The 21609-nt window shown below is 60.6% G+C and carries 18 protein-coding genes; 12 read left to right on the forward strand and 6 right to left on the reverse strand.

Features of this window, described 5'->3' with window-relative positions:
- Positions 1-99: 99 nt before the first annotated feature.
- The 3 genes from LQ220_RS00785 to LQ220_RS00795 all read right to left on the reverse strand — a co-directional run bounded on the left by LQ220_RS00785 (position 100) and on the right by LQ220_RS00795 (position 6719).
- On the reverse strand, positions 100-1683 hold the full coding sequence (locus tag LQ220_RS00785) for a TolC family protein (RefSeq protein WP_230186383.1): 1584 nt from the start codon (positions 1681-1683) through the stop codon (positions 100-102).
- A gap of 141 nt (positions 1684-1824) precedes the next feature.
- A complete protein-coding gene (locus tag LQ220_RS00790) occupies positions 1825-3048 on the reverse strand; it encodes a threonine synthase (protein ID WP_230186384.1) in 1224 nt (407 codons plus the stop codon).
- A gap of 269 nt (positions 3049-3317) precedes the next feature.
- Positions 3318-6719 carry an acyl-[ACP]--phospholipid O-acyltransferase gene (locus LQ220_RS00795; protein WP_230186385.1) on the reverse strand — a complete coding sequence of 1134 codons (3402 nt, stop codon included), beginning with the start codon at positions 6717-6719 and terminating at the stop codon, positions 3318-3320.
- Positions 6720-6857: 138 nt separating this feature from the next.
- Between LQ220_RS00795 and LQ220_RS00800 the strand changes: the two genes are divergently transcribed.
- The 11 genes from LQ220_RS00800 to LQ220_RS00850 all read left to right on the forward strand — a co-directional run bounded on the left by LQ220_RS00800 (position 6858) and on the right by LQ220_RS00850 (position 18917).
- Positions 6858-8099: a dicarboxylate/amino acid:cation symporter gene (locus LQ220_RS00800; protein WP_230186386.1), complete on the forward strand. Its 1242-nt coding sequence runs from the start codon at positions 6858-6860 to the stop codon at positions 8097-8099.
- Positions 8100-8228: 129 nt separating this feature from the next.
- A complete protein-coding gene (locus LQ220_RS00805) occupies positions 8229-9824 on the forward strand; it encodes an isocitrate lyase (RefSeq protein ID WP_230186387.1) in 1596 nt (531 codons plus the stop codon).
- A 173-nt stretch (positions 9825-9997) separates the two neighbouring features.
- On the forward strand, positions 9998-10273 hold the full coding sequence (locus tag LQ220_RS00810; protein ID WP_230186388.1) for a hypothetical protein: 276 nt from the start codon (positions 9998-10000) through the stop codon (positions 10271-10273).
- A 213-nt stretch (positions 10274-10486) separates the two neighbouring features.
- Complete coding sequence (locus LQ220_RS00815; protein ID WP_230186389.1) at positions 10487-11614, forward strand: glycosyltransferase; 1128 nt, start codon at positions 10487-10489, stop codon at positions 11612-11614.
- Between the two features lie 179 nt (positions 11615-11793).
- A complete protein-coding gene (locus tag LQ220_RS00820) occupies positions 11794-13065 on the forward strand; it encodes a hypothetical protein (protein WP_230186390.1) in 1272 nt (423 codons plus the stop codon).
- A complete protein-coding gene (locus LQ220_RS00825; protein WP_230186391.1) occupies positions 13062-14684 on the forward strand; it encodes a glycoside hydrolase family 44 protein in 1623 nt (540 codons plus the stop codon). Before LQ220_RS00820 ends, LQ220_RS00825 begins: the two co-directional genes overlap by 4 nt.
- Positions 14684-15997 carry an oligosaccharide flippase family protein gene (locus LQ220_RS00830; RefSeq protein ID WP_230186392.1) on the forward strand — a complete coding sequence of 438 codons (1314 nt, stop codon included), beginning with the start codon at positions 14684-14686 and terminating at the stop codon, positions 15995-15997. The genes LQ220_RS00825 and LQ220_RS00830 overlap by 1 nt, the downstream gene beginning before the upstream one ends.
- 120 nt (positions 15998-16117) lie before the next feature.
- A complete protein-coding gene (locus LQ220_RS00835) occupies positions 16118-17053 on the forward strand; it encodes a nitronate monooxygenase family protein (RefSeq protein ID WP_230186393.1) in 936 nt (311 codons plus the stop codon).
- A gap of 15 nt (positions 17054-17068) precedes the next feature.
- A complete protein-coding gene (locus LQ220_RS00840; protein ID WP_230186394.1) occupies positions 17069-17341 on the forward strand; it encodes a hypothetical protein in 273 nt (90 codons plus the stop codon).
- A complete protein-coding gene (locus tag LQ220_RS00845) occupies positions 17334-17510 on the forward strand; it encodes a DUF4169 family protein (protein WP_230186395.1) in 177 nt (58 codons plus the stop codon). The genes LQ220_RS00840 and LQ220_RS00845 overlap by 8 nt, the downstream gene beginning before the upstream one ends.
- Before the next feature lie 87 nt (positions 17511-17597).
- A complete protein-coding gene (locus tag LQ220_RS00850; RefSeq protein WP_230186396.1) occupies positions 17598-18917 on the forward strand; it encodes an amidohydrolase family protein in 1320 nt (439 codons plus the stop codon).
- Positions 18918-18927: 10 nt separating this feature from the next.
- Here the strand turns inward: LQ220_RS00850 and LQ220_RS00855 are convergent, their stop codons facing one another.
- The 3 genes from LQ220_RS00855 to LQ220_RS00865 are packed head-to-tail and all read right to left on the reverse strand — an operon-like array spanning position 18928 to position 19667.
- Positions 18928-19071, reverse strand: a complete 144-nt coding sequence (locus tag LQ220_RS00855) for a hypothetical protein (protein ID WP_230186397.1) — start codon at positions 19069-19071, stop codon at positions 18928-18930.
- Entirely contained in the window at positions 19068-19319 is a 252-nt protein-coding gene (locus tag LQ220_RS00860; protein ID WP_230186398.1) for a hypothetical protein, read from the reverse strand. The genes LQ220_RS00855 and LQ220_RS00860 overlap by 4 nt, the downstream gene beginning before the upstream one ends.
- A 57-nt stretch (positions 19320-19376) precedes the next feature.
- Complete coding sequence (locus LQ220_RS00865; RefSeq protein ID WP_290369002.1) at positions 19377-19667, reverse strand: PilZ domain-containing protein; 291 nt, start codon at positions 19665-19667, stop codon at positions 19377-19379.
- A gap of 85 nt (positions 19668-19752) precedes the next feature.
- On the opposite strand from LQ220_RS00865, the gene LQ220_RS00870 reads away from it, so the two are divergent.
- Positions 19753-21576, forward strand: a complete 1824-nt coding sequence (locus LQ220_RS00870) for a DUF885 family protein (protein WP_230186400.1) — start codon at positions 19753-19755, stop codon at positions 21574-21576.
- The last annotated feature ends 33 nt before the right edge of the window (positions 21577-21609 follow it).

Here is a 21609-nt window from a genome sequence, read left to right on the forward strand (position 1 = left end):
TCAGATACAGCCTATCCGGCGGCGCGTTTAAAAATGGTAAACGACGCATTTACCGTGTTGCCGCGACAGGGCGGCGCTTTGATATCCCGGCGTTTTTGCTCAGCGTTTTGCGCCGGGTGCGGGAACGACGAGCGGGGGCAGGGGCTCGCCGCCACTCACCAGGTCGAACAATCCACCCAGCTTCTGCAGCACGCGAAACTCGGTGGCAGTCTTTGCGGTCATGTTCGCAATCTGGTTGGCACGTGCGTTGAACAGGATTTGCTGGCTATCCAGCAGGTCGAACACAGTGCGACGACCTTCACGGAATTGCTGAGCATAAAGATCGACGACCTTTTCCGCCGAAGCAATTTCGGACTCGATAGTGACGATCTTGCCGCGCGCGGCTTCCAATGCGTTGAAGTCGATGCGTATGTCCTGCTCGACTTCGCGACGACGCCGATCCAGTTCATAATCGGCTTCGCGCAGCCGCGCGGAGATGCGATTGCGTACGGCGATATCCGCGCCACCGTTGAAGAAGTTGTACGTGACGGTCAGCATCGCGCGCGCATCCTGATTCCTGCCGGTACGGCCTTGAACATCCTCTTTCCAGTTGCCCTGCGCCTGAAGGGCGACACGGGGAAAGAACGTGCCGGTCTGGCTGGCGCGCTGGCGATCCAGCGAGCGCCGGTCCTCCACCGCTTGTGCCATGCGAGGGCTACGATCGTCGATCAGGCCCACGGCCGCGTCGGATGACGTCGGCAGCGCGGCGGCAGGCGACGGCAGATCGATGGCGAGACCGGGCAAATGATTGGTCAGGCGACGATAAGACTCCCGTGCCTGCTGCAACGCGCTGGTACGGTCGAGCAAGGTGGCCTTGACGTTTTCGAGCCGCGCTTTTGCGCGACTGATGTCGGCAGGCGTGGTCAGCCCCAGATCGTTCTGGATGGTGACGATCTTCACGATCTTCTCGTTAGCCGTAATTTCCTGATTGGAAAGATCCACGAGTTTTTGCTGCTGGAGCAGGCTCAGATACGCTGTCGCGATATCGTAGGAGATGGCTTCGATCCGCTCGCGGGTTGCCCACTGCGCGCTGCGATAGGAGGCACGTGCGCGCTTGATATCATTGATGGTGGTGCCGAAATCCCAGACATTCTGATTCAGGGTTACGACCCCTTCGCTGCGTCGCAAGGTGGTGTTCGCGCCGACCTGCGGCTGATTGAGTTCGCCACCCAGCGCTACGGTCGCGTCGAGATGGGGCAGATAGCCTGAGCGCGCTTCGTCGACGCCAAATCGGGCATCGTCCTGCCGTGCGAGGGCAATCTGAATTTCCGGATTGCCCTTCAGGGATTCAACGATGGCATCGCGCAGGGATTCAACCGCGCCAGGGGGCGGTTCCATATTCTCGCGCTCGGCCTGCGCCGTTTCCGCCGGATCGGCGGGCATTGGTGGTAAAGTGCCATCGGGACCGGCGGCATAAGGATCATGAAGCGCGGGCGGCGCTACGACCGTCACAGGAACGGCCGCAGATGGCTCAGGCATTGCGGCTTGTGCAAGTTTGGGGGTGTTCAGAGCGGCAACGGGGGTTCCGTCAGGCAATGGCCCCGCCACATCCGCCGCCGAAGACGGTGCCCCTTGCACCAGCAGGGAAACGCACAGCGCCCCCATCGCAACGCTGCGCAAGCTGTTTGCTTTCGATTGTGTCATGCCCTGTGGACCTTCTCATTCCCAAGCACGCCTTTGATCAAGGCGGAACCGTTACGATCTTTGGGAAGGGAAATGAGGCAATATGGTTAACATCGAATTAAGCCTAAAAGTGACCTGCGCCGAGCCGTTAATAATCGTCCCCTAAAGCGCGTCGAAGTCGATGGGCTGATGCCGATCCAATGTCCGCGATGCGTCAGGCATCGGGTATTTGAGGCCTGTCGCGCAGTTGAAGAGCACAATGCGGGCGTCCGCCTCGATCCAGCCCTGCGCGATGGCATGGCGACAGGCCGCCAGCGTCGCCCCGCCTTCCGGGCAGAGCAGCAGGCCGTCCTTGCGGGCAGTGTCGTCGACGGCAGCAAGGATCGCATCGTCCTCCACTGCGATGGCCCGCCCGCCGCTTTCGCGCACTGCCCGCAGGATCAGGAAGTCGCCCACTGCGCGGGGTACCCGGATGCCCGCCGCCACGGTATGTGCGTCCTGCCAGCGTTCGGCATGTTCGACGCCATCGTCGAACGCCTTCACAATCGGGGCGCAGCCGCCGGCCTGCACTGCGAACATCTTCGGGCGCTGCGATCCGATCCAGCCGAGCGCTTCCAGTTCGTCGAACGCCTTCCACATGCCGATCAGTCCGGTGCCGCCGCCCGTCGGATAAAAGATCGCATCGGGCAGCGACCAGCCGAATTGTGCGGCCAGTTCCAGGCCCATCGTCTTTTTGCCTTCTATCCGATAGGGCTCCTTGAGCGTGGAAAAGTCGAACCAGCGGCCCTGCTTCGCACCCTCGGCAATGATAGCGCCGCAATCGTCGATCAGGCCGTTAACGCGCCATACCCGTGCGCCCTGCATGGCGATTTCGCGGACGTTGATTTCCGGCGTATCGTCCGGGCAAAGGACGATAGTCTCGATCCCACAGCGTGTTGCATAAGCCGCCAGCGCTGCGCCAGCATTACCGTTTGTGGGCATGGCGATCCGGGTAATGCCCAGCGCCTTTGCCATGGCGACCGCCATCACCAGTCCGCGCGCCTTGAACGATCCGGTGGGCAGGCGCCCTTCGTCCTTCACCAGCACGTTGGGGCCGCCAGTGGCGGGGATGGGCACGAGCGGCGTTTCGATCTCACCCAAGCTGACGATGTCGTGGGTGTGGCGCACAGGCAGCAACTCGCGCCAGCGCCACAGGTCGGTGGGCCGCGCTGCGATATCGTCCCGGGTGACATGCGCTCGTATGGCGTCGAGGTCATAGCGGACCAGCAAGGGTCGCCCTGCCTGTGAGAGCCCCTGTATGACGTCCGCTTCATAGCGTTCGCCACTGATGGAACATTCAAGATGGGTGACGAAGGTAGTGCGGTCGGTCGTGAGATTGCTGTTCATGGCGCACAGCCTTGCCGGGCAACGGGCCGTGCCACAAGAGCAGCGTTTGACGTATCGACTTAAGCTGCGCGCTGTCCTGCCGCAATTGCGCCGAGCCGATGGATCATATCATCGAGACGCGCAGGTTCGCGACATGCGGAGCCTCTGGGTTGCTCGCGCATCAGCGCCTGCATCCGGTAGCAAACACTTGCGAATCCATCCTTTTTGTCGGCCATGCCCTGTCCTTCTATCCGAAGGCTCCGACCTAGCGGGACATGGTTAACAACGACTTACGGTGTTGCCTTCGCCATGTCCCCCATCGTTACATAGTCGATCTTGCCCGTACCCAGCGCCGGCAGCTTTTCGACGACACGAATATCGCGCGGGATGGCCAGTTCGGAAATGCCATTGGCTTTGCCCCATGCCTGCAGTTCTGCGGATTTCGTGCCTTGTCGCGTGGTGAACAGCACCATCTGTTCACCCTTGCGCGCGTCCGGTCGCGTGACCACGGCATGTTCAGCATCCGGCCAGGCGGCGGCGGCATAGCCTTCGACGGCGGGCAGCGAGATCATCTCTCCGCCGATCTTGGCAAAGCGTTTGGCGCGACCCCGGATAACGACGAAGCCTTCCTCGTCGATGGTGACGATGTCGCCGCTGTCATGCCAGCCGTTTTCCGGCGGTTGGAGGACGCCGGGTGCGTCGGCTTTCAGATACCCCGCCATGATATTGGGGCCACGGATGGACAGTCGTCCGCCTTCCTCGATCCCCGGCACCGGGTCCAGCTTCGCCTCTATCCCTGGCAGCAGGCGCCCAACCGACCCTGCGCGGAAGTGCATTGGCGTGTTGACCGCGATGACGGGTCCGGCTTCGGTCGCGCCATAGCCTTCCAAAATGCGCAGGCCGAATTTGTCCGAATAGGCTTTGCGCGTCTCATCGCGCACCCGCTCGGCTCCAGCGAAGATGTAGCGCAGCGAATAGAAGTCATAGTTATGCGCCATACGGGCATAGCCTGATAGGAAGGTGTCGGTGCCGAACAGGATCGTCGCATTGGCGTCATAAGCCAGTGCCGGGACCAGCCGATAATGCAGCGGGCTAGGATACAGCACCGTCTTCACCCCATGCAGAATGGGCAGCAGCGTACCGCCGGTCAGACCGAAGCTGTGGAACACGGGCAGCGCGTTCAGCACGATGTCCGACGAATTGAAGTCGATCCGCGCGGCCAACTGGCGACAGTTTGCCAATAGGTTGCGATGGGTCAGCACCACACCCTTTGGCAGCCCTTCCGATCCGCTGGTAAAGAGGATAACGGCTGCGGTGTCAGGCGTGATGCGTAAGCGTTTGTGGCTGCGCGCGAGGAAAGCCGAAGCTAGCACCGCGCGCAGTTTTGCGGATGCGCCAATGCCTGCGCCAATATCCTCCAGCCAAAGGATGCGAACGCCTTCTGCTTCAAGTCCCGCAACGACCTCACTTAGCTTGGCCTGCTCCACGAAAGCGCGTGCAGTAACGACCGTGCGTATTTCGGCGGCAGTGCAGGCGGCTTTCAAATTAGTGAGACCGGCCGTGTAATTCAGCATCGCAGTAATCCGGCCCTTCGCCTGCAAAGCGAAGAAGGTCGCGACCACGGCGGACACATTGGGGAGCATGATGCCCACGGCTTCGCCTTGCTTCGTACCGGGCGTCAGCGCACGGCCAAGAGCGATGCTGCCGACGATCAGCTTGCCGTAGGTCATCGGCTGACGCTTCACATCTTCGACTACCGGGGTTTTGCCGCCGTGGATGTGTTTCGCCTCCAGCAGCGCCTCGAACAACGTCTCGTCGATATGCGACGTTGCGAAAATCATGTCGCTCATCTGGTCGTAGAGCTGGCGTCCGGCGATAGCGCGGCGCGCACGACCACTCATTTCACCTTCGATCCTGAAGCTGCGCGGGGGCAAGACCGTCAGCCGGATTTTCGGGAACATCCGCAGCCGTAATTTGCCGCGCAGGCGGGAGAAGGGCGTATATTGCGCGCCATCGATGCGGACGGCGATGATCGGCGCGTTGGACTTGTCTGCCACCATGCCGGGACCGTCGAAGATTTTCATCAGCGCGCCGGTTACGGTGATGCGGCCTTCGGGGAAGATCACCAATGTGCGGCCTTCGCGCACGGCCTTCACCATCGCCTTGGCAGCCATCGGGTTAGTGGGATCGACCGGGAAAGCATCGAACAGGCCGAGGAACGGCTTGATCCACCAGGCATTGGCAATGTGCGTGTGGACGGCGAAGGTCGGCTTGCCTGGCAGGAACGCTGCAAGCAGCAGGCCGTCAAGGAAGGACACATGATTGACGACCACGACAGCGGGAGAGCCTTCGGCGGGTATGTTCTCAGCGCCATTGACCTCGACGCGATAGCACAAGCGCAACAGCCCCCGTACCATCGCCTTGATGAGTGTTTCAGGCAGCAGCCAGCAGGAAATCAGCGCCACCGCCAGCGTGGCAAATCCCATTGCCCCGATCACGCCCGGCACACTTTCGCCGCGCGCCAGCATGAATGTGACCACAGCGACGACGGTGACGGTGATGAGCGAATTGACGATGTTATTGGCGGCGATGGTCCGCGACCGTTCGGCAGGGGGGCTGAACGTCTGTAGAATGGCGTAGAGCGGCACGATGAACATTCCGCCGGAGAATGCGATGACGAACAGATCCGCCATGATCCGCCAGCTTCCCTGCGTGGCGACGAACGCGGCGATACCAGCCTCGGGAGTCTGAATTTGGTACACACTGGTGGACAGCCACAGGTCGATCATGCCGCCCGCCAGCCCAAGTGCGGCGATGGGGACATATTTCGCCGACACCTGTCCACGCAGCAGTCTGTTGACTAGCAGGGAACCGAACGCCACGCTGAGCGAGAATATAAGCAGGAACAGTGTCGCTACGGATTGTTTCGCGCCCAGCACGCCGCTGACCAGAGGCGCAAATTCCGACAGCAGGATCGCGCCGACCGCGAAGAACCAGCTTATGCCCAAGATCGACAGCCACACGCCGCGGCCTTTTTGTGCTGAACGCAGGATGGCCCAGGTCGATTTGAATATATTGCGCTGAATTTTAAGGCCGGGCACGACTGGGGGTGCCGACGGCACGAACAGGCTTGCGGAAAAGCCGATGGCCGCAATGCCGATGGCAACGAAGCCTGCGGTCATCGTCGGGATTACCCCAGCGAGCAATTGCCCGCCCAATATGGCCAGAAACGTCCCCGCTTCGATCAGGCCGGTGCCGCCCATGATCTCGTTCTTATGAAGATGCTGCGGCAGGATCGAGAACTTCACCGGCCCGAAGATCGTGGAATGTAGGCCCATCATGAACAGCGACGCCAGCAGCATCGGGATCGACTGAAACCAGAATCCGGTCAGTGCCAGGCTCATGATGCCGACTTCGGCACCTTTGACGATCCGCACCAATTTCGCCTTGTCCAGCGCATCGGCCAATTGTCCGGCCAATGCGGAAAACAGGAAATAGGGGAGGATGAAGAGGCCCGTCGCGATGGTCGCAAGCACCTCGGCCTTGTCTGGTTCAGCCCGATACAGGCCGAAATTGGCGAGGAAGAGTAGCGCGAACTTCAGCAGATTGTCGTTGAAGGCACCCAGGAACTGAACGACGAAAAGCGGGGCAAAGCGCCGTTTGGTTAAAAGCGACAAGTCAGGTGCGGACATGCAGTACTCCAGAGCGAACCGTCACGATAACGCATGACCGCGGCTATGGGTCAATCGTAACCCGCAGTCAGGCCCATGCCCGAAATAATGGCATAGAAATCTTCCGTACCTTTTCGCATCCTGATACGTTGCTGGTCGATGTCGCAAACCACCCGTATCCTCTTCGCCCTGCTCGCGGGTATCGCAATCGGTATATTGGGCGCAAATTTGGGTTGGACTACGGCGGCGACCATCGCCGAGCCGATCGGCAATCTGTGGCTTGATGCCTTGCGGATGACCGTGGTGCCGCTGGTCGTGTCGCTGCTTATTACCGGGATCGCGCGCACCGCCGACAGCGCCCGTGGCGGCAAGCTCGCGTTGCATTCGGTGCTTCTGTTCGTCGGTTTATTGTGGCTGGTCACGGCGATTGCGGCATTTCTAGTGCCAGCTTTGCTCAAGCTCTGGCCGATGCCGCAGCAAGCCGCAGCGGCACTTAACGCCGCATTGGGCCAATCCCGACCAGAGGTGGGCGCGGCACCGGGCCTTGCCGATTTTCTGAAATCGGTGGTGCCGACCAACCCGATTGCGGCAGCGGCCAACGATGCGATGTTGCCCCTGATCCTGTTTGCGACCTTGTTCGCCATTGCCACCACCCGGCTGGATTCCGATGCGCGCGACAGGATCACCGGCCTGTTCAGCGCCATCGAACGCGCGATGTTGGAAATCGTCAACTGGGTGTTGTGGATCGCGCCGCTGGGCGTCTTCGCCCTGGCGTTCGTCGTGGGGATGAAGGCGGGGACGGCGGCCATCGGCGCTTTGGCGCATTACATCATCATCGTTTCTTCTGCGGGGTTTGTCGCGTGGGCGCTGGCCTATCCCTTGGCGGTATTAGGTGGCGGGGTGCGGCTGCGCGATTTCCTGCGGGCTGTTGCCCCGGCGCAAGCTGTGGCGCTCAGCACCCAAAGCTCGCTCGCGTCGCTGCCCGCAATGCTGCGTGGATGTCAGCAACTGGGCGTGCCAGTGGAGGTGGCGGGCGTGCCTTTGCCGATTGCCGTTGCGATCTTCCGGGTGACAAGCCCCGCCATGAATCTGGCCGTTGCGCTGTATGTTGCGCACTGGATGGGAATGGACTTGTCGGCCAGTGCGATTGCCGCCGGTGCCGTTGTTGCCGCCATCACCACGCTGGGGTCGATCAGTCTGCCGGGCCAAGTCAGTTTTCTCACGTCGGTTACACCCATAGCATTGGCAATGGGTGTGCCACTGGCGCCGCTCGGCTTGCTGGTGGCGGTGGAAATGATTCCCGATCTGGTCCGAACGGTGGGCAATGTGACGATGGATGTGGCAGCCACGACCGCACTGGGTCGGCGCCAGAGCAATGCAAAGAATAGGGAGGGCTTGTAATAATATTTACAACGTTACAGTGCTGCAGTGCGCCATACGCACAGAGTTTCACGAATTTTGACGGATTCTCGCCATGCGAATCAGTAAATCCTTCTACTGATCTTTCATGATTTGAGCGAGGAGTGCCGCATGACCTATCAGGACAACATCCAAAAGACACGCCAGTTGATTGGCAGTTACAAAGGCACCTGGGACGGCATTGACGCTGAATCCGTGGCGCGCATGCGCACGCAAAACCGGTTCCAGACTGGCCTCGACATCGCCCGTTATACCGCGAAGATCATGCGCGCCGACATGGCTGCCTATGACGCGGACCCGAGCAACTATACGCAGTCGCTCGGCTGCTGGCACGGCTTCATCGGTCAGCAGAAGATGATCGCAGTGAAGAAGCATTTCGGCACCACCAAGGGGCGCTACCTTTATCTTTCGGGCTGGATGATTGCTGCGTTGCGCAGCGAGTTCGGTCCGTTGCCAGATCAGTCGATGCACGAGAAGACCAGCGTGCCGAAACTGATCGAGGAACTCTATACCTTCCTGCGCCAGGCCGATGCGCGCGAACTGGGCATGATGTTCCGCGATCTTGATGCCGCCCGCGACGCCGGGGACATCGCAAAGGAAAAGCAGCTTCAAAAGGCCATCGACAACTACGAGACCCATGTCGTTCCGATCATTGCGGACATCGACGCCGGGTTCGGTAACGCCGAAGCCACCTATCTGCTCGCCAAGAAGATGATCGAAGCCGGTGCCTGTGCACTTCAGATCGAAAATCAGGTGTCGGACGAAAAGCAATGCGGCCATCAGGACGGCAAGGTTACCGTGCCGCATGAAGACTTCCTCGCGAAAGTCCGTGCCTGCCGCTATGCTTTTCTGGAACTTGGCGTCGAAGAAGGCATCATTGTCACGCGCACCGACTCGCTTGGCGCAGGCCTCACCAAGCAGATCGCATTCAGCAAGGAGCCCGGCGATCTGGGCGACCAGTATAATGCTTTCCTCGATTGCGAAGAGATCGACGATATTGCGCAAGCCAATGGCGACGTCATAATCAACCGGGACGGCAAGCTGATGAAGCCCAAGCGCCTGCCGAGCAACCTTTACCAGTTCCGCCCCGGAACCGGCGAAGATCGCTGCGTGCTGGATTGCATCACGTCGCTTCAGCACGGCGCCGACTTGCTGTGGATCGAAACGGAAAAGCCGCACATCGAACAGATTGCCGGCATGGTCGACCGCATCCGCGAAGTGATCCCGAACGCAAAGCTCGTTTACAACAACTCGCCGTCGTTCAACTGGACGCTGAATTTCCGCCAGCAGGTATACGATGCGTGGGCTGCACAGGGTAAGGACGTGTCGACTTACGACCGTGCGCGCCTGATGAGTGTCGACTATGACATGACGGCGCTGGCCGCAGAAGCCGATGAGCGTATCCGCACGTTCCAGCGGGATGCCGCAGCGCGGGCGGGCATATTCCATCACCTGATCACCTTGCCGACCTATCACACGGCCGCTTTGTCCACCGACAATCTGGCGAGGGAATATTTCGGCGACGCAGGTATGCTTGGCTATGTTCTGGGCGTGCAGCGGCAGGAAATCCGCCAGGGCATCGCCTGTGTGAAGCATCAGAACATGTCGGGCAGCGACATTGGGGACGATCACAAGGAATATTTCGCCGGTGAAGCGGCCCTCAAAGCAGGCGGCGCGCACAACACGATGAACCAGTTCGCAGCCTGATAACGAAAGACTACAGACGGGACCGTTCTTCGGAACGGCCCCGTTTGCATGATGCAGGTTAAGCTTTTGGGGATATTACAATTTTTCGTCCTGAACGCGCTGCGACATTGAACCGGAGTGCTGCTGCTGCGTTGTGATTTCCGGCATCCGACGAGATGCGCAGGAGAGACGGCATGACGGTAGCAGTGGTATTTCCCGATGGGACGATCCGGAATGTCATGGGCATGTTGAAGCGCGATGGGCAACGGTTCGTGCAGTGCCCGATCAACTGCAATCCGCAATGGAAATATCTTTGGCGCGCGGGTCGCTGGGTGGCGATGCGGCGTAACAGCAAAGTTCGTGCACTGGCGTTACCGGAACGTGGGGCCTGGTGGGAAACCATCCCGCAAATGGCCGATGGCAGTTTCGAAATCTCCCCTGACACTGCCGAATGGCGCAATGTAGGCTAAGCCATTTGCTTTTCGACGTAACAATGTCGAAACCATCCTATCCGGCACCTCCATTTTGGCTGCTAATGCATCCGAAACGGTGCATCGAAAATTAACCCTCCAACGCTAAAGATTGCGGCACCGAAGCTTGGACGGTGGTGCAATCATGCTATTGGAATATCTCAATATTGGTGCATCGCGGCGCGATTTTGTTCGTCCGGGTTCCCCCATCGGATGAAGGTCGCAATCGTCCATCCATGGTTCATTACCAATGGCGGCGGGGAAAAGGTCATAGAGGCTTTTGCGCGCCTTTACCCGCAAGCAGATTTCTTCGGCCTGATGGTGGCTCCAGCACAAATACCGCCCGCTTTGCAGGGACGCACGATCCATTCGACATTTCTGGATTATGTGCCGCGGTCCCATGAATATTACAAACATCTCTCGCCCCTCTATCCGGCAGCGGCACAGAGGCTGGATGTCACGGGTTATGATCTGATCATCAGTTCAGGCGGACCGGCCGCGAAAAACGTCAAGATCGCCCCTCACGCCGTGCATGTGCACTATTGTCACTCGCCGGTGCGGTTTCTGTGGGATCAGTTCACCACGTGGGAGGCGCGTCTGCCGTTCATTGCGCGACCGTTCTATCGCGCGAGCTGTGCCTATCTTCGCAAATGGGATTATGAAGCGGCCCAGCGGGTGGACGCTTTCATCGCCAATTCCAATTATGTGGGTGAACGTATTCGGTGTTTTTACGCACGCGACAGTACGACGATCTATCCACCGGTAGACACCCAGCAAAACTATGTTCCTGCGCCAGTCGGAAACTATTATCTATCGGTCGGCCGACTGGTGGCGCACAAGCGCGTCGATCTGATCATCGAAGCCTGCAACCGTCTTCAGCGCCCGCTTCTCATTGTGGGTTCAGGCCCCGAAGAAGCAAAGTTGAAGGCGCTGGCAGGGCCGTCCATCCGATTTGCCGGCCGGGTCGACGATGCTACGCTGGAGCAACATTTTCGCAGCGCCCGCGCGTTTCTATTCGCAGGAGATGAGGATTTCGGCATCGCTACTGTGGAAGCACAATCCTATGGCTTGCCGGTAATTGCGTTAGGCAGTGGCGGAACCTTGGAAATCGTGGATACCGCGCCAAAAAGCCTGCAACCGACGGGCGTATTATTTCCGAGGCAGGATTATAGCGCCGTTGTTCAGGCAATCCATGAATTTGAAGCATTCGAACACAGGTTCGATCGACAGCATATCTGGGCGCGTTCGACCCGTTTCGATACCAAGGTTTTCGACGCCCGCGTAAGAGCGTTCATCGACCAAAGTATGGATATGAGGCGATCCAGCGTCGCAGCGGAATGATATCAGGATCGTCATATCCACCCACTGGCTTCGATCGGGCCCGTCCCAGGCGCACGAAGGGGCAAGCAGGAGCCGCACCTGCGCCATCGAGAGCGGCGGTACGATTGCGAGGCGAAGATGCTGCTCCGATACAGGCCGCTAATATCACCGTTGGAGCACGGGCACGTACCGAAGAAACGATGGCGTTCGACCCTGCGCGTTTCGCTTGGATGAAGCCCCCCGCACCTGCTAAATCAAGGCTACTCTGGAGCAAGGTCGTTCTGCTGGTCTTGCTGCTGCCCCTGTTCGGACAGAGCTTTCACTATATCAAGGACGTGCCGCCACTCTGGGCCTTGTCCAAAATATGGCCCCTGATCGCTCTGCCCTTTGCGCCGGTGCTGCTGTATCGCCCTTATTCTGCTTTTTCGCGCCAGATGATTTTCACGTTCTTATGGCTTGTGGGCATATCCAGTGTCGCGGCTATCCCGGCATTTGGCCAAAGTTTCCTGATCGGGTTGACCGGTCAGATCAAGCTCTTGCCGCTGCTTTCCTTTTTCTCGTTCCTGGGTTTTCTATACTGGCAGAAGCCGACGCTGCGAGAGCTGACCGCAGCCTTCGTCATTTGCGCTGTGGCCACATTGCTGGTTTTGTTAACGCTTTGGCTTATCGCGCCGCAAAGCTGGTATGTCGGCACGATCGACGTGGGCGACGCACCGTTGTTGTCCGCCGATGCGCGGGGCAATCGCATTCGCATGCCCATGTTCTTCGCGATGCTGGGGATGTTCTATTGGTATCGTCTGGCGAACCAGACCCAGAAGTGGCGCTGGTTTGTCCCGGTAGCCATCGTGTTGAGTTGCATGATGGGGCTCGTGCGGACGCGCGCGATGGTGCTGGGTGGCGCGGCAACATTGGCATTGGCCATGCTCGTGGCGACCACGCCGCGACGCAGGCTGATCGTGATGCTTCTGGTGCCCGTCCTGCTCATTGCGATGTTCCAGATTCCCTATGTAGCCAGTGTATTCGATACGGATCAGAACTCAGGCCTGCAGGTAAGGGTCATCACCGCGCAAAAGGCGACATATTTCCTGGGTAATGAGTGGATCAACTGGCTGTTTGGCGTAGGATCGATCAGTTCGATCAACCCTAAGGGCATGGCCGATTTCTTCAGCCATTATTTCTTTCTGGCGGACATTACCTGGCTGGGTATCGTCTTTGAATTCGGGCTTTTTGGTGCCGCGCTTCTGCTTGCGTTGCCGGTGCAGGGTATCTGGTATTTCAAGAAGTTGCGCAGAAGGATCGATCATCCGCTGTTGGCGGCCATGCAGGATTATCTGATATACGTCATTCTGATCTCCGGACTGTACCCCACTTTGACCCTGCAACCCGGTGAAGTGGCTATTCTGCTTTCCGTTGCCGTCTATTGCCGTTTTGCCGCGAAGGATTTTGCCGCGCAGCGTAGACGGTTCGCATGAGGCGGCTTACTCCCGTCGCTGCTATCCTGTTGGCGGGGATGCTTGTGGCCGCGGCTCGTTCGCCCGAATCGGTCGTCCATATCCATGTGGATGCAAGCGCGCCGGGCTACCCCATCAGCCCGCTGATCTACGGCGTCAGTTTCGGATCGGCGCAGGTGCTGCGCGATTTGAATGTCCCGCTGAACCGGGCGGGCGGGAACAGCGCGTCCCTCTATAACTGGCGGATCGATGCGCGGAATGCAGGCGCGGACTATTTCTTCGAAAGCCTGCCTGTCCGCGATCCGGTGCGCGATCAGTTCGGGCGAGGCTTCGTGGCACTGAGCCGGGCGGGCGGGGCGCAGGCGATGCTGACGGTGCCGCTTATCGGCTGGACGGCAAAACTCGGGCCGGGGCGGACGCCGCTGGCTGGCTTTTCTGTCGCCAAATATGGTCCGCAGAGGGCAACCGACCGCTGGATGCCGGACGCGGGCGATGGCATCAACAAAGAAAATAAGTCGATACGCGAAAACGATCCGCGCGATGCCGCCACACCAACGACTATAGCCGAGCAACAGGCATGGGTCCGCGCGCTGGTGGACGAATGGGGCACCGCCGCGCAAGGTGGCGTGGCGTATTATCTGTTGGATAATGAGCCAAGTCTTTGGCATCTGACGCATCGTGCGGTTCGCCCGGTCGGCGCACATGCCCGCGAAATCGCCGACAGCGTTATTGCTGCCTCCGCCATGGTGAAGGCTGTCGATCCCACTGCGCGGATCGTTGCGCCGGAAGAATGGGGTTGGGGCGGCTATCATGACAGCGGCTTCGATCAGCAGCTAAAGGCAGCAGGCGGTGCGATGACACAATCTGACCGGCGAATGCAGACGGGGGGCATGGACTATCTGCCCTGGCTGCTGACACGCTGGAAGCAGGCTGGTTGGCCGGTCGATGTGGTCAGCGTTCATTTCTACCCCCAAGGCGGCGAGTATGGCGGGGATCAAGGAGCCGGGGCGCTGGAGATTCAGCGTCTGCGCAACCGCTCTACGCGCCTGTTGTGGGACAGGGCGTATCGCGAGGAAAGCTGGATCGCGCAGCCGGTGGCGCTCATCCCGTTGTTGCGGCAATGGGTGGACCGATTTTATCGCGCGGGAACGCCGATTGCGATTACCGAATATAATTGGGGCGGCGAAGACAGTATGAGCGGTGCAGTGGCACAGGCCGACATATGGGGCATATTGGGGCGGGAGCGATTGGACATCGCGAACCGCTGGCCAGCGCCTGCGTCCGACACGCCGACCTATCTCGCGATGCGGATGATCCGCAACTATGATGGGCAGGGCGGCGCATTCGGCGATCGGAGCCTTCCAACGACCGTGCCGGACAGCGATCGCGTGTCGACTTATTCCGCGCGGCGCAGCGCCGACGGTGCGCTGACGCTGCTGATCGTGAACAAGCAAGTGGACCGTGCGGCGCAAGTGGCGGTCGATCTCACCGGAGCCGTAGCTTATAAGCGGCTGCGGACGATGCGGTTGGCCAATCGAAAGCTGGCGGCTTTGCCAGCGCAGGCATTTGCCGGACGCCGGATCGCCACCAGATTGCCGCCGCAAAGCGTGACGATGCTGGTGTTGGAGGATGCGCGCTGATGGGGATCGTCGCATCATTGCGCGCGCGGGAGGATTTTCTGAAGGCCGCGTTCGTGACTTTGGGATCGCGTTTTCTCGATCTGCCGAGCCGCTATGGCTTTCATCTGATCGTGGCGTTCCGGCTGGGCGTGCTGGACGCCGGGCTGTTCTACATCGTCTTCAGCGTGTTGACGTTGGCCGCGGGCGGAGGTCGATTGGGCATCGACCGCGCACTGACGCGGGAAGTTGCGCGCGCCATGGCGCAGGATGCGCCCAACGACGCGCGCGCGATCATCGCCGATGGCGTCAGGACCGTGTTGCTGCTGTGCATCGGCGCGACGATCCTGATGCTAATGATTGCCGACCCGGTGGCCCACCATCTGATCGGCAATCCTGCGCTGGCGCGCCCCTTGATGATCGGCGCACTGTCGATCCCGCCCTTGTGCATCAGCGTTGTGGCCGGGGGTGCGCTTCTGGGGCTTATGCGGGTGGGATATAGTCAGGCGATCTATTCCTGGCTCTGGCCCGCAATCTATTGCCTATGTGCCTTGGTTGTCCCGCTGACTGTAACCAGCGCCCTGTGGTTGTTGCTTGCAGCGACGAGCATTAATGCGCTCATCGGCTTATTGCTGCTGTTCTGGATATTGCCCAAGCGGGACGCCGCAGCCCCGGTGGGGCAAAAGGTGCCGTTGTTCGGTCTCGGCTGGTCGTTGTTTACCAGCGAGATCGTGCAGTTGCTGTTGTCGTCCGCCCCGGCATTGGCGCTGGGTATCGTCACCAGCGCGCGCGAAGTCGGCTATTTCGCGCTGGCGTGGCGGGTCGCGCTCATCCTCAACCTCGTGAGCAGCGCGGTCGCCTCTATGGTGTCGCCTCGGTTCGCGCGCGCGCATGCGCAGGGCAATCATGAGGAGTTGCAGGCCATATCGGTTCAGGCACTCGGCATCGTGTTCGCGCTGGGGATTGTGCCGCTGCTGATCCTCACATTTGGTGCGCGACCGATACTGGAACTGTTTGGCAGTGGCTATGGCGATGGCGCGACGACGCTGCGCATATTGCTGCTGGGGCAATGCATTGCGATGCTGTCGACCGGAGCGCCTGAACTATTGGGGATGACCGGGCATGGCAGCGTTTTGCGGCGGATAAATCTTGCGGCGGCGTTGTGTCTGGGGCTGTCGCTGGCGGCGCTGACCCCGTGGCTGGGCGCAAATGGCGCGGCGTTGGCGACTGTGAGCACGGCGGCGGCCATTGGGATCGGGGCGATGATGGCCATTCACCGTTATCTGGGATTCGTCCCGCTGGGGGCTCTCCGATCCGCATTGTGCAGACGCGGATAGCCTCTGCCGCTACGGCACGCTGGTTAAAGCACTTTTGCGTTTTCCTCTGGGTCCGAACAGGACATAACGCATTCCAAACCACCGCACATCGATGTGGCCGACAAGAGGAATGACCTGCGTATGGCGATGCCCGCCCTGTTCGAAAACCGGTTGAAGATTCCTGCAATCGCATCGCCGATGTTCATCATCTCGCAGCCCGAACTGGTCATTGCGCAGTGCCGTGCAGGGGTGGTCGGGTCGTTCCCTTCGCTCAATGCACGACCATCGGGCGTGTTCGAGGAGTGGTTGCAGCGCCTTCGCTCCGAACTGACTGATCAGGATGCGCCGTTCGCCGTCAACCTGATCGTCCATCGTTCCAATCCCCGGCTGGAGGAAGATTTGGCGCTGTGCGTCAAATATCAGGTGCCGTTGATCATTACGTCGCTGGGCGCGCGGCAGGATGTGAACGACGCGATCCACAGCTATGGCGGGCTGGTCTTCCATGATGTCATCGACGACCGTTTCGCGCGTAAGGCCGTCGAGAAGGGTGCCGACGGATTGATCGCGGTAGCTGCCGGAGCAGGCGGCCATGCGGGGACGCTGTCGCCCTTCGCACTTGTGCAGGAAATACGGACGTGGTTCGATGGGCCGCTGGCGCTGTCCGGGTCAATCGCAACGGGGGACGCGATATTGGCGGCGCGGGCGATGGGGGCGGATTTCGGATATATCGGATCGGCGTTCATCGCGACGCAGGAAGCCAATGCCGCCGCCGATTACAAACAGATGATCGTGGATTCCTCGGGCAGCGACATCCTCTATACCAACCTGTTTACGGGCGTGCATGGCAACTATCTGCGGCCCAGCATCGTGCGGGCGGGGCTGGACCCCGATAATTTGCCTGTGTCCGATCCATCGAAGATGGATTTCGGCGCAGCGATGGAAGGCACGAAGGCGTGGCGCGACATATGGGGTTGCGGGCAGGGGATCGGCGCGGTGCATGATGTCGTGCCGGCGGCGACCCTCATCGATCGGCTGGCCGCCGAATATCGGGCGGCGCGGGCGCGCATTTGCGCGTAAGACAAGGGCGGTAGCATGGACTTTCCGATGCTCATGATGCGCTATTTCGGGACACCCGATCTGGAAGCCGTCAATCCCGCCGCATTGACGGACGGCGCGGAGCGGTTGCGTGTGGATTTCGGGATGGAGACGGACCGCAGCCGCCGATTCGCGCTGTGGACGTTGATGCACATGCTGGGTGTCGCGCCCGGTCTGGACGTGGCGTTTGCCGATCCGGCGGACCGGGAGGCGGCGCGTAACTTCATGGATATCGCTGCCGCTGCAATGGAAGATCCGGAACATGGCTGAGATCGTCAATCTCCGGCTTGCCCGCAAAGCGCGAAAGCGTGCCGATGCCGAACAGGTCGCAGCCGAAAACCGCGCACGTTCCGGTCGGACCAAGGCGGAGAAACGCGCGACGGACGATGCCGGCCATCGGCTGACGCAGGCCGTCGATGGCGCAAAGCGTGAAACCTGATCAAGCTACCCATCGTCACAGTTTGCAGTCCGTAATTCTGCCGTTATGTCATCGACTTATCATATGAAAAACCTGGGGAGCGTGGCTGTGAAATCACTGCATTGGATTGCCGGACTGATGGGCCTTTGCGCGGCATCGGGCGCCGTGGCGCAATCGCCTGCTGCTGCACCTGCCTCCGTGGAAGCTGCGCGGTTCGTTCAGGCCGGTCGCTTGTTGGCCGATCCCGCTACCGGACGTGTCGAACAGAACAAGACGCTGGTGATCCGCGACGGTCGCGTCGCCGAAATCCGCGACGGTTTCGTTGGCGAAGGTGAAGGCGCGGTCGTCGATCTGCGCAATGCGTTCGTCTTGCCGGGGCTGATCGACAGCCATGTCCACCTGACGGGCGAGCAAAACCCTAACTCTCGGCTGGAGGAAGTGACGCAATCCCCCGCGGATCAGGCAATGGTCGGCGCAGGATTTGCGCGCAAGACGCTGATGGCCGGTTTCACCACCGTTGCCGATCTGGGCGCGGAGAACAGCGCGATCTTTGCGTTGCGCGAAGCGGTGAAGCGCGGTGACGTTGTTGGCCCGCGCATCATTGCAGCGGGATCGGCAGTGGCAGTGCACGGCGGTCATGGCGATGCCAATGGCTTTCGTGCCGATATTCTCCACCTTCTCTCGCCGGAAAGCGTGTGTTCCGGTGCGGACGATTGCATGCGCGCCGTCCGGCTGCAGGTGCGCAGCGGCGCGGACATTATCAAGATCACGGCGACCGGCGGTGTCCTGTCGAACACGGCGGCGGGTCTTGCCCAGCAATTCAGCGATGACGAATTGGCCGCCATCATCGGCGCGGCGCATCGCATGGGGCGGCAGGTGACGGCGCATGCGCATGGGGTGGATGGCATCAACGCTTTCCTCAAAGCGGGCGGCGACTCCGTCGAACATGGCACCTATCTGGACGCAGAATCCATTCGCCTGTTCAAGCGTCCGGGCACCTATCTGGTCCCAACCTTGCTCGCGGGCGATTTCGTTGCGCGGATCGCGGCCAGCCCCGGCAATTTCTTCACCCCCGCGCAAACTGCCAAGGCGTTGGAAATCGGACCCAAGATGCTCGACATGGCGCGGCGGGCGCATGATGGCGGTGTCCGCATCGCCTTCGGAACCGATACCGGCGTGTCGGCGCATGGCGATAATGCACAGGAGTTCGCACTGCTGGTGAAAGCGGGACTTAGCCCGCTGGAGGCCATTCAGGCGGCGACGGTCGCTGCGGCTGAACATCTGCGGATCGGCGATCAGGCGGGGAAGATCACCGTCGGCATGCCTGCCGACATCGTCGCCGTCTCCGGCGATCCGCTGACTGACGTGAGAGCGCTAGAGAAGATGCGCTTCGTGATGAAGGGCGGGACCGTCTATCGCGCTGAATGATGCGCGGCGCTCATTCGCCGGTGCGCTGGGGCACCTTGTTGGGCAGCTTCTTGCCTTTGGTCCGGCGCGATGGCACCTGAACCGGGTTGCGTTTCTTCCACGCTGCCCATGTCATCGGGCCTTCCGGCGTCTCGATGATGTCATCGTCGTTCATAGGTCTTCGTCCAGCGCTGCGTCCATCATGACGGTCCACAACGCGTCTACGGTGATCCGTTCGCCCTGCGTCACATGATCGCCCCCTGCCTCGCACATCGCATCGGTCGGATCGCGCAGCGACAGCAAAGCCGCGCGGGCATTGGCGCGATACATTTTGCGCAGCAACTCGGCATCGGGATCGTCCCAGCTCCATTCAGGCGAGACGGCATCATACATGGCGCGCGCGGCGCGTTCGATCGGTGTCATGGTATCGTATCTAGCACAGGCCGGTGCTCCGGGTAGAGTGTTAAACCGGAAACCCGGTCAGGCCGATGCCGCCGGTTTGCCCTCTCCGACCAGATCCTGCAGCGCTGCTTCGCTGAGCGGACTTTTGAACGCCAGTCCGAATGTGCGGCCTTTGGCCCAGACGACTTTGCAGTCGAGTATCTTGCCCTTGCAGATCATCTGCACATCTTCGTTCAGACCGGGCGGAAACGGTGCAGATGCATTCGCGCCGGTGATAGACAGATTTTGTACCTGCGCACGGATTTGCTTCCCGCCGCGCATGATGGTGACATTCAATGCGGTTTCCGCGCGCTGGCCTATTCTCGACATTTCCGGGGCTTAGCATGATTTCCTTGCCCTTGTCGAAATGTCGCTGTTGTTTCACACTCGTCCGACCATAGCCGGAGAATATGTCATGACCACCCGCCGCGACTTCCTGATTGGCACTGCCGCCATAACGTCGATGACAGGCATATCAGCGCGCGCAGCGACAGGCGCGGATGGTAATGCGGAGGCTGCGCTGGCGGATATGGCCGAGCAGATGCTGGCCGATTATCCCGAAAGCGCCACCGGGCTGGGGCTGGACAAGGATAAGCGCGCGGCGTTCAAATCGCAGCTTACCGACCGTTCCGGGCCGGGACAAATGCTGAAGGCACGGCGCGCCGCCGACCGTCTCAAGACGTTGCAGGCCATCGATATGAAGGCGCTTAGCCCCGGTACGCGGACCGACGTGGACGTGGTGCGTACATCGCATGAAGTGGCGGCGGAGGGATCGGCTTTTCCCTTCGGGGACATGGCGGTGCTGAACCTCAACTTCTCCTATCGCAATGCGCCTTATGTCGTCGCGCAGAACACGGGTGCATTTGTCGAAGTCCCCGATTTCCTCGACAGCCAGCACATCATCGCCAACGGGGCGGATGCGGACGCCTATCTAGCCCGAGTCGAAGCCTATGCGGCTGCGTTGGACGGCGAAACGGAAAGGCTGAAGCATGATCGCGCGCTTGGCGTGATCGCGCCAGCGTTCCTGCTGGACAAGACATTGAAGCAGCAGCGCGGCGCGCGAGCGCAGCCTATCGACCAATGGGTGCTGACCACCTCGATTGCCAAGCGAACAAAGGATATACCGGGCGATCATGCCGCCCACGCGCTCAGGCTGGTGGCCGAGAAGGTCGCACCCGCAATGGACCGGCAGATCGCCGAACTCGCCGCGCATCGGGACAGGGCGACGATGGACGCGGGCGTCTGGAAACTGCCGCAAGGCGACGCCTATTACGCATGGGCTTTGCGCGCCAGCACCACCACGAAAATGACGCCGGACGAAGTGCATGCCATGGGGCTGGAGCAGTTGAAGGCGCTGCAATCGGAAATGGACGGCCTGCTGAACGGCTTGGGCTATAGCAAGGGTACGGTCGGCGAACGGATGACGGCGCTGGGCAAGGATCCGCAATATCTCTTCCCCAATACCGACGCGGGGCGGCAGCAAATCCTCGATTACATCAACGGTCGCCTAGCCGATGTGCGTACGCGCCTGCCACGTGCCTTTGCGACGATGGTGCCGGGGCGATTGCTGGTGAAGCGCGTGCCGGTGGAGATCGAGGCAGGTGCGCCGGGGGGCTATGCCGGACCGGGGACCATCGATGGATCGGTGCCGGGCAATTATTACATCAACCTGCGCGACACGAGCATCTGGCCGCGCCACGCGCTGCCGACGCTGAGCTACCATGAAGGGATTCCGGGGCACATCTGGCAGGGGGAATATACGTTCAAACTGCCGCTGGTGCGTTCGTTGCTGGCCTTCAATGCTTATTCCGAAGGGTGGGCGCTCTATGCCGAACAACTGGCGAGCGAACTGGGCGTGTATGAAGGCGATCCGGTTGGGCGGCTGGGCTATCTCCAGTCGATAGCGTTCCGGGCCTGTCGTCTCGTCGTCGATACCGGTATCCATGCGAAGCGCTGGACACGCGAATACGCTATCAACTGGTTCGCAACGACCAACGGCTCCACGGTCGAGGAAGTGCAAAGCGAAGTCGACCGCTATTGCGCATGGCCGGGGCAAGCGTGCGGATACAAGGTCGGACATAGCGAAATCTTGCGATTGCGCGACAAGGCCAAGGCGGCGCTGGGCGACCGGTTCGACCTGCGCCTGTTCGACGATGCGGTCGTGCTGGGAGGTAATGTGCCGCTGACGGTGCTGGGCCGCAATATCGACGCGCATATCGCGGCTCGCACGGCCGCGTAATATCGCTTGCGGGGGGCGGATTGTGGGCCGATC

Origin of the sequence: Sphingobium sp. CECT 9361 (genome assembly GCF_918741285.1) — a bacterium.
In the GTDB taxonomy this organism is placed as follows: Bacteria; Pseudomonadota; Alphaproteobacteria; order Sphingomonadales; family Sphingomonadaceae; genus Sphingobium.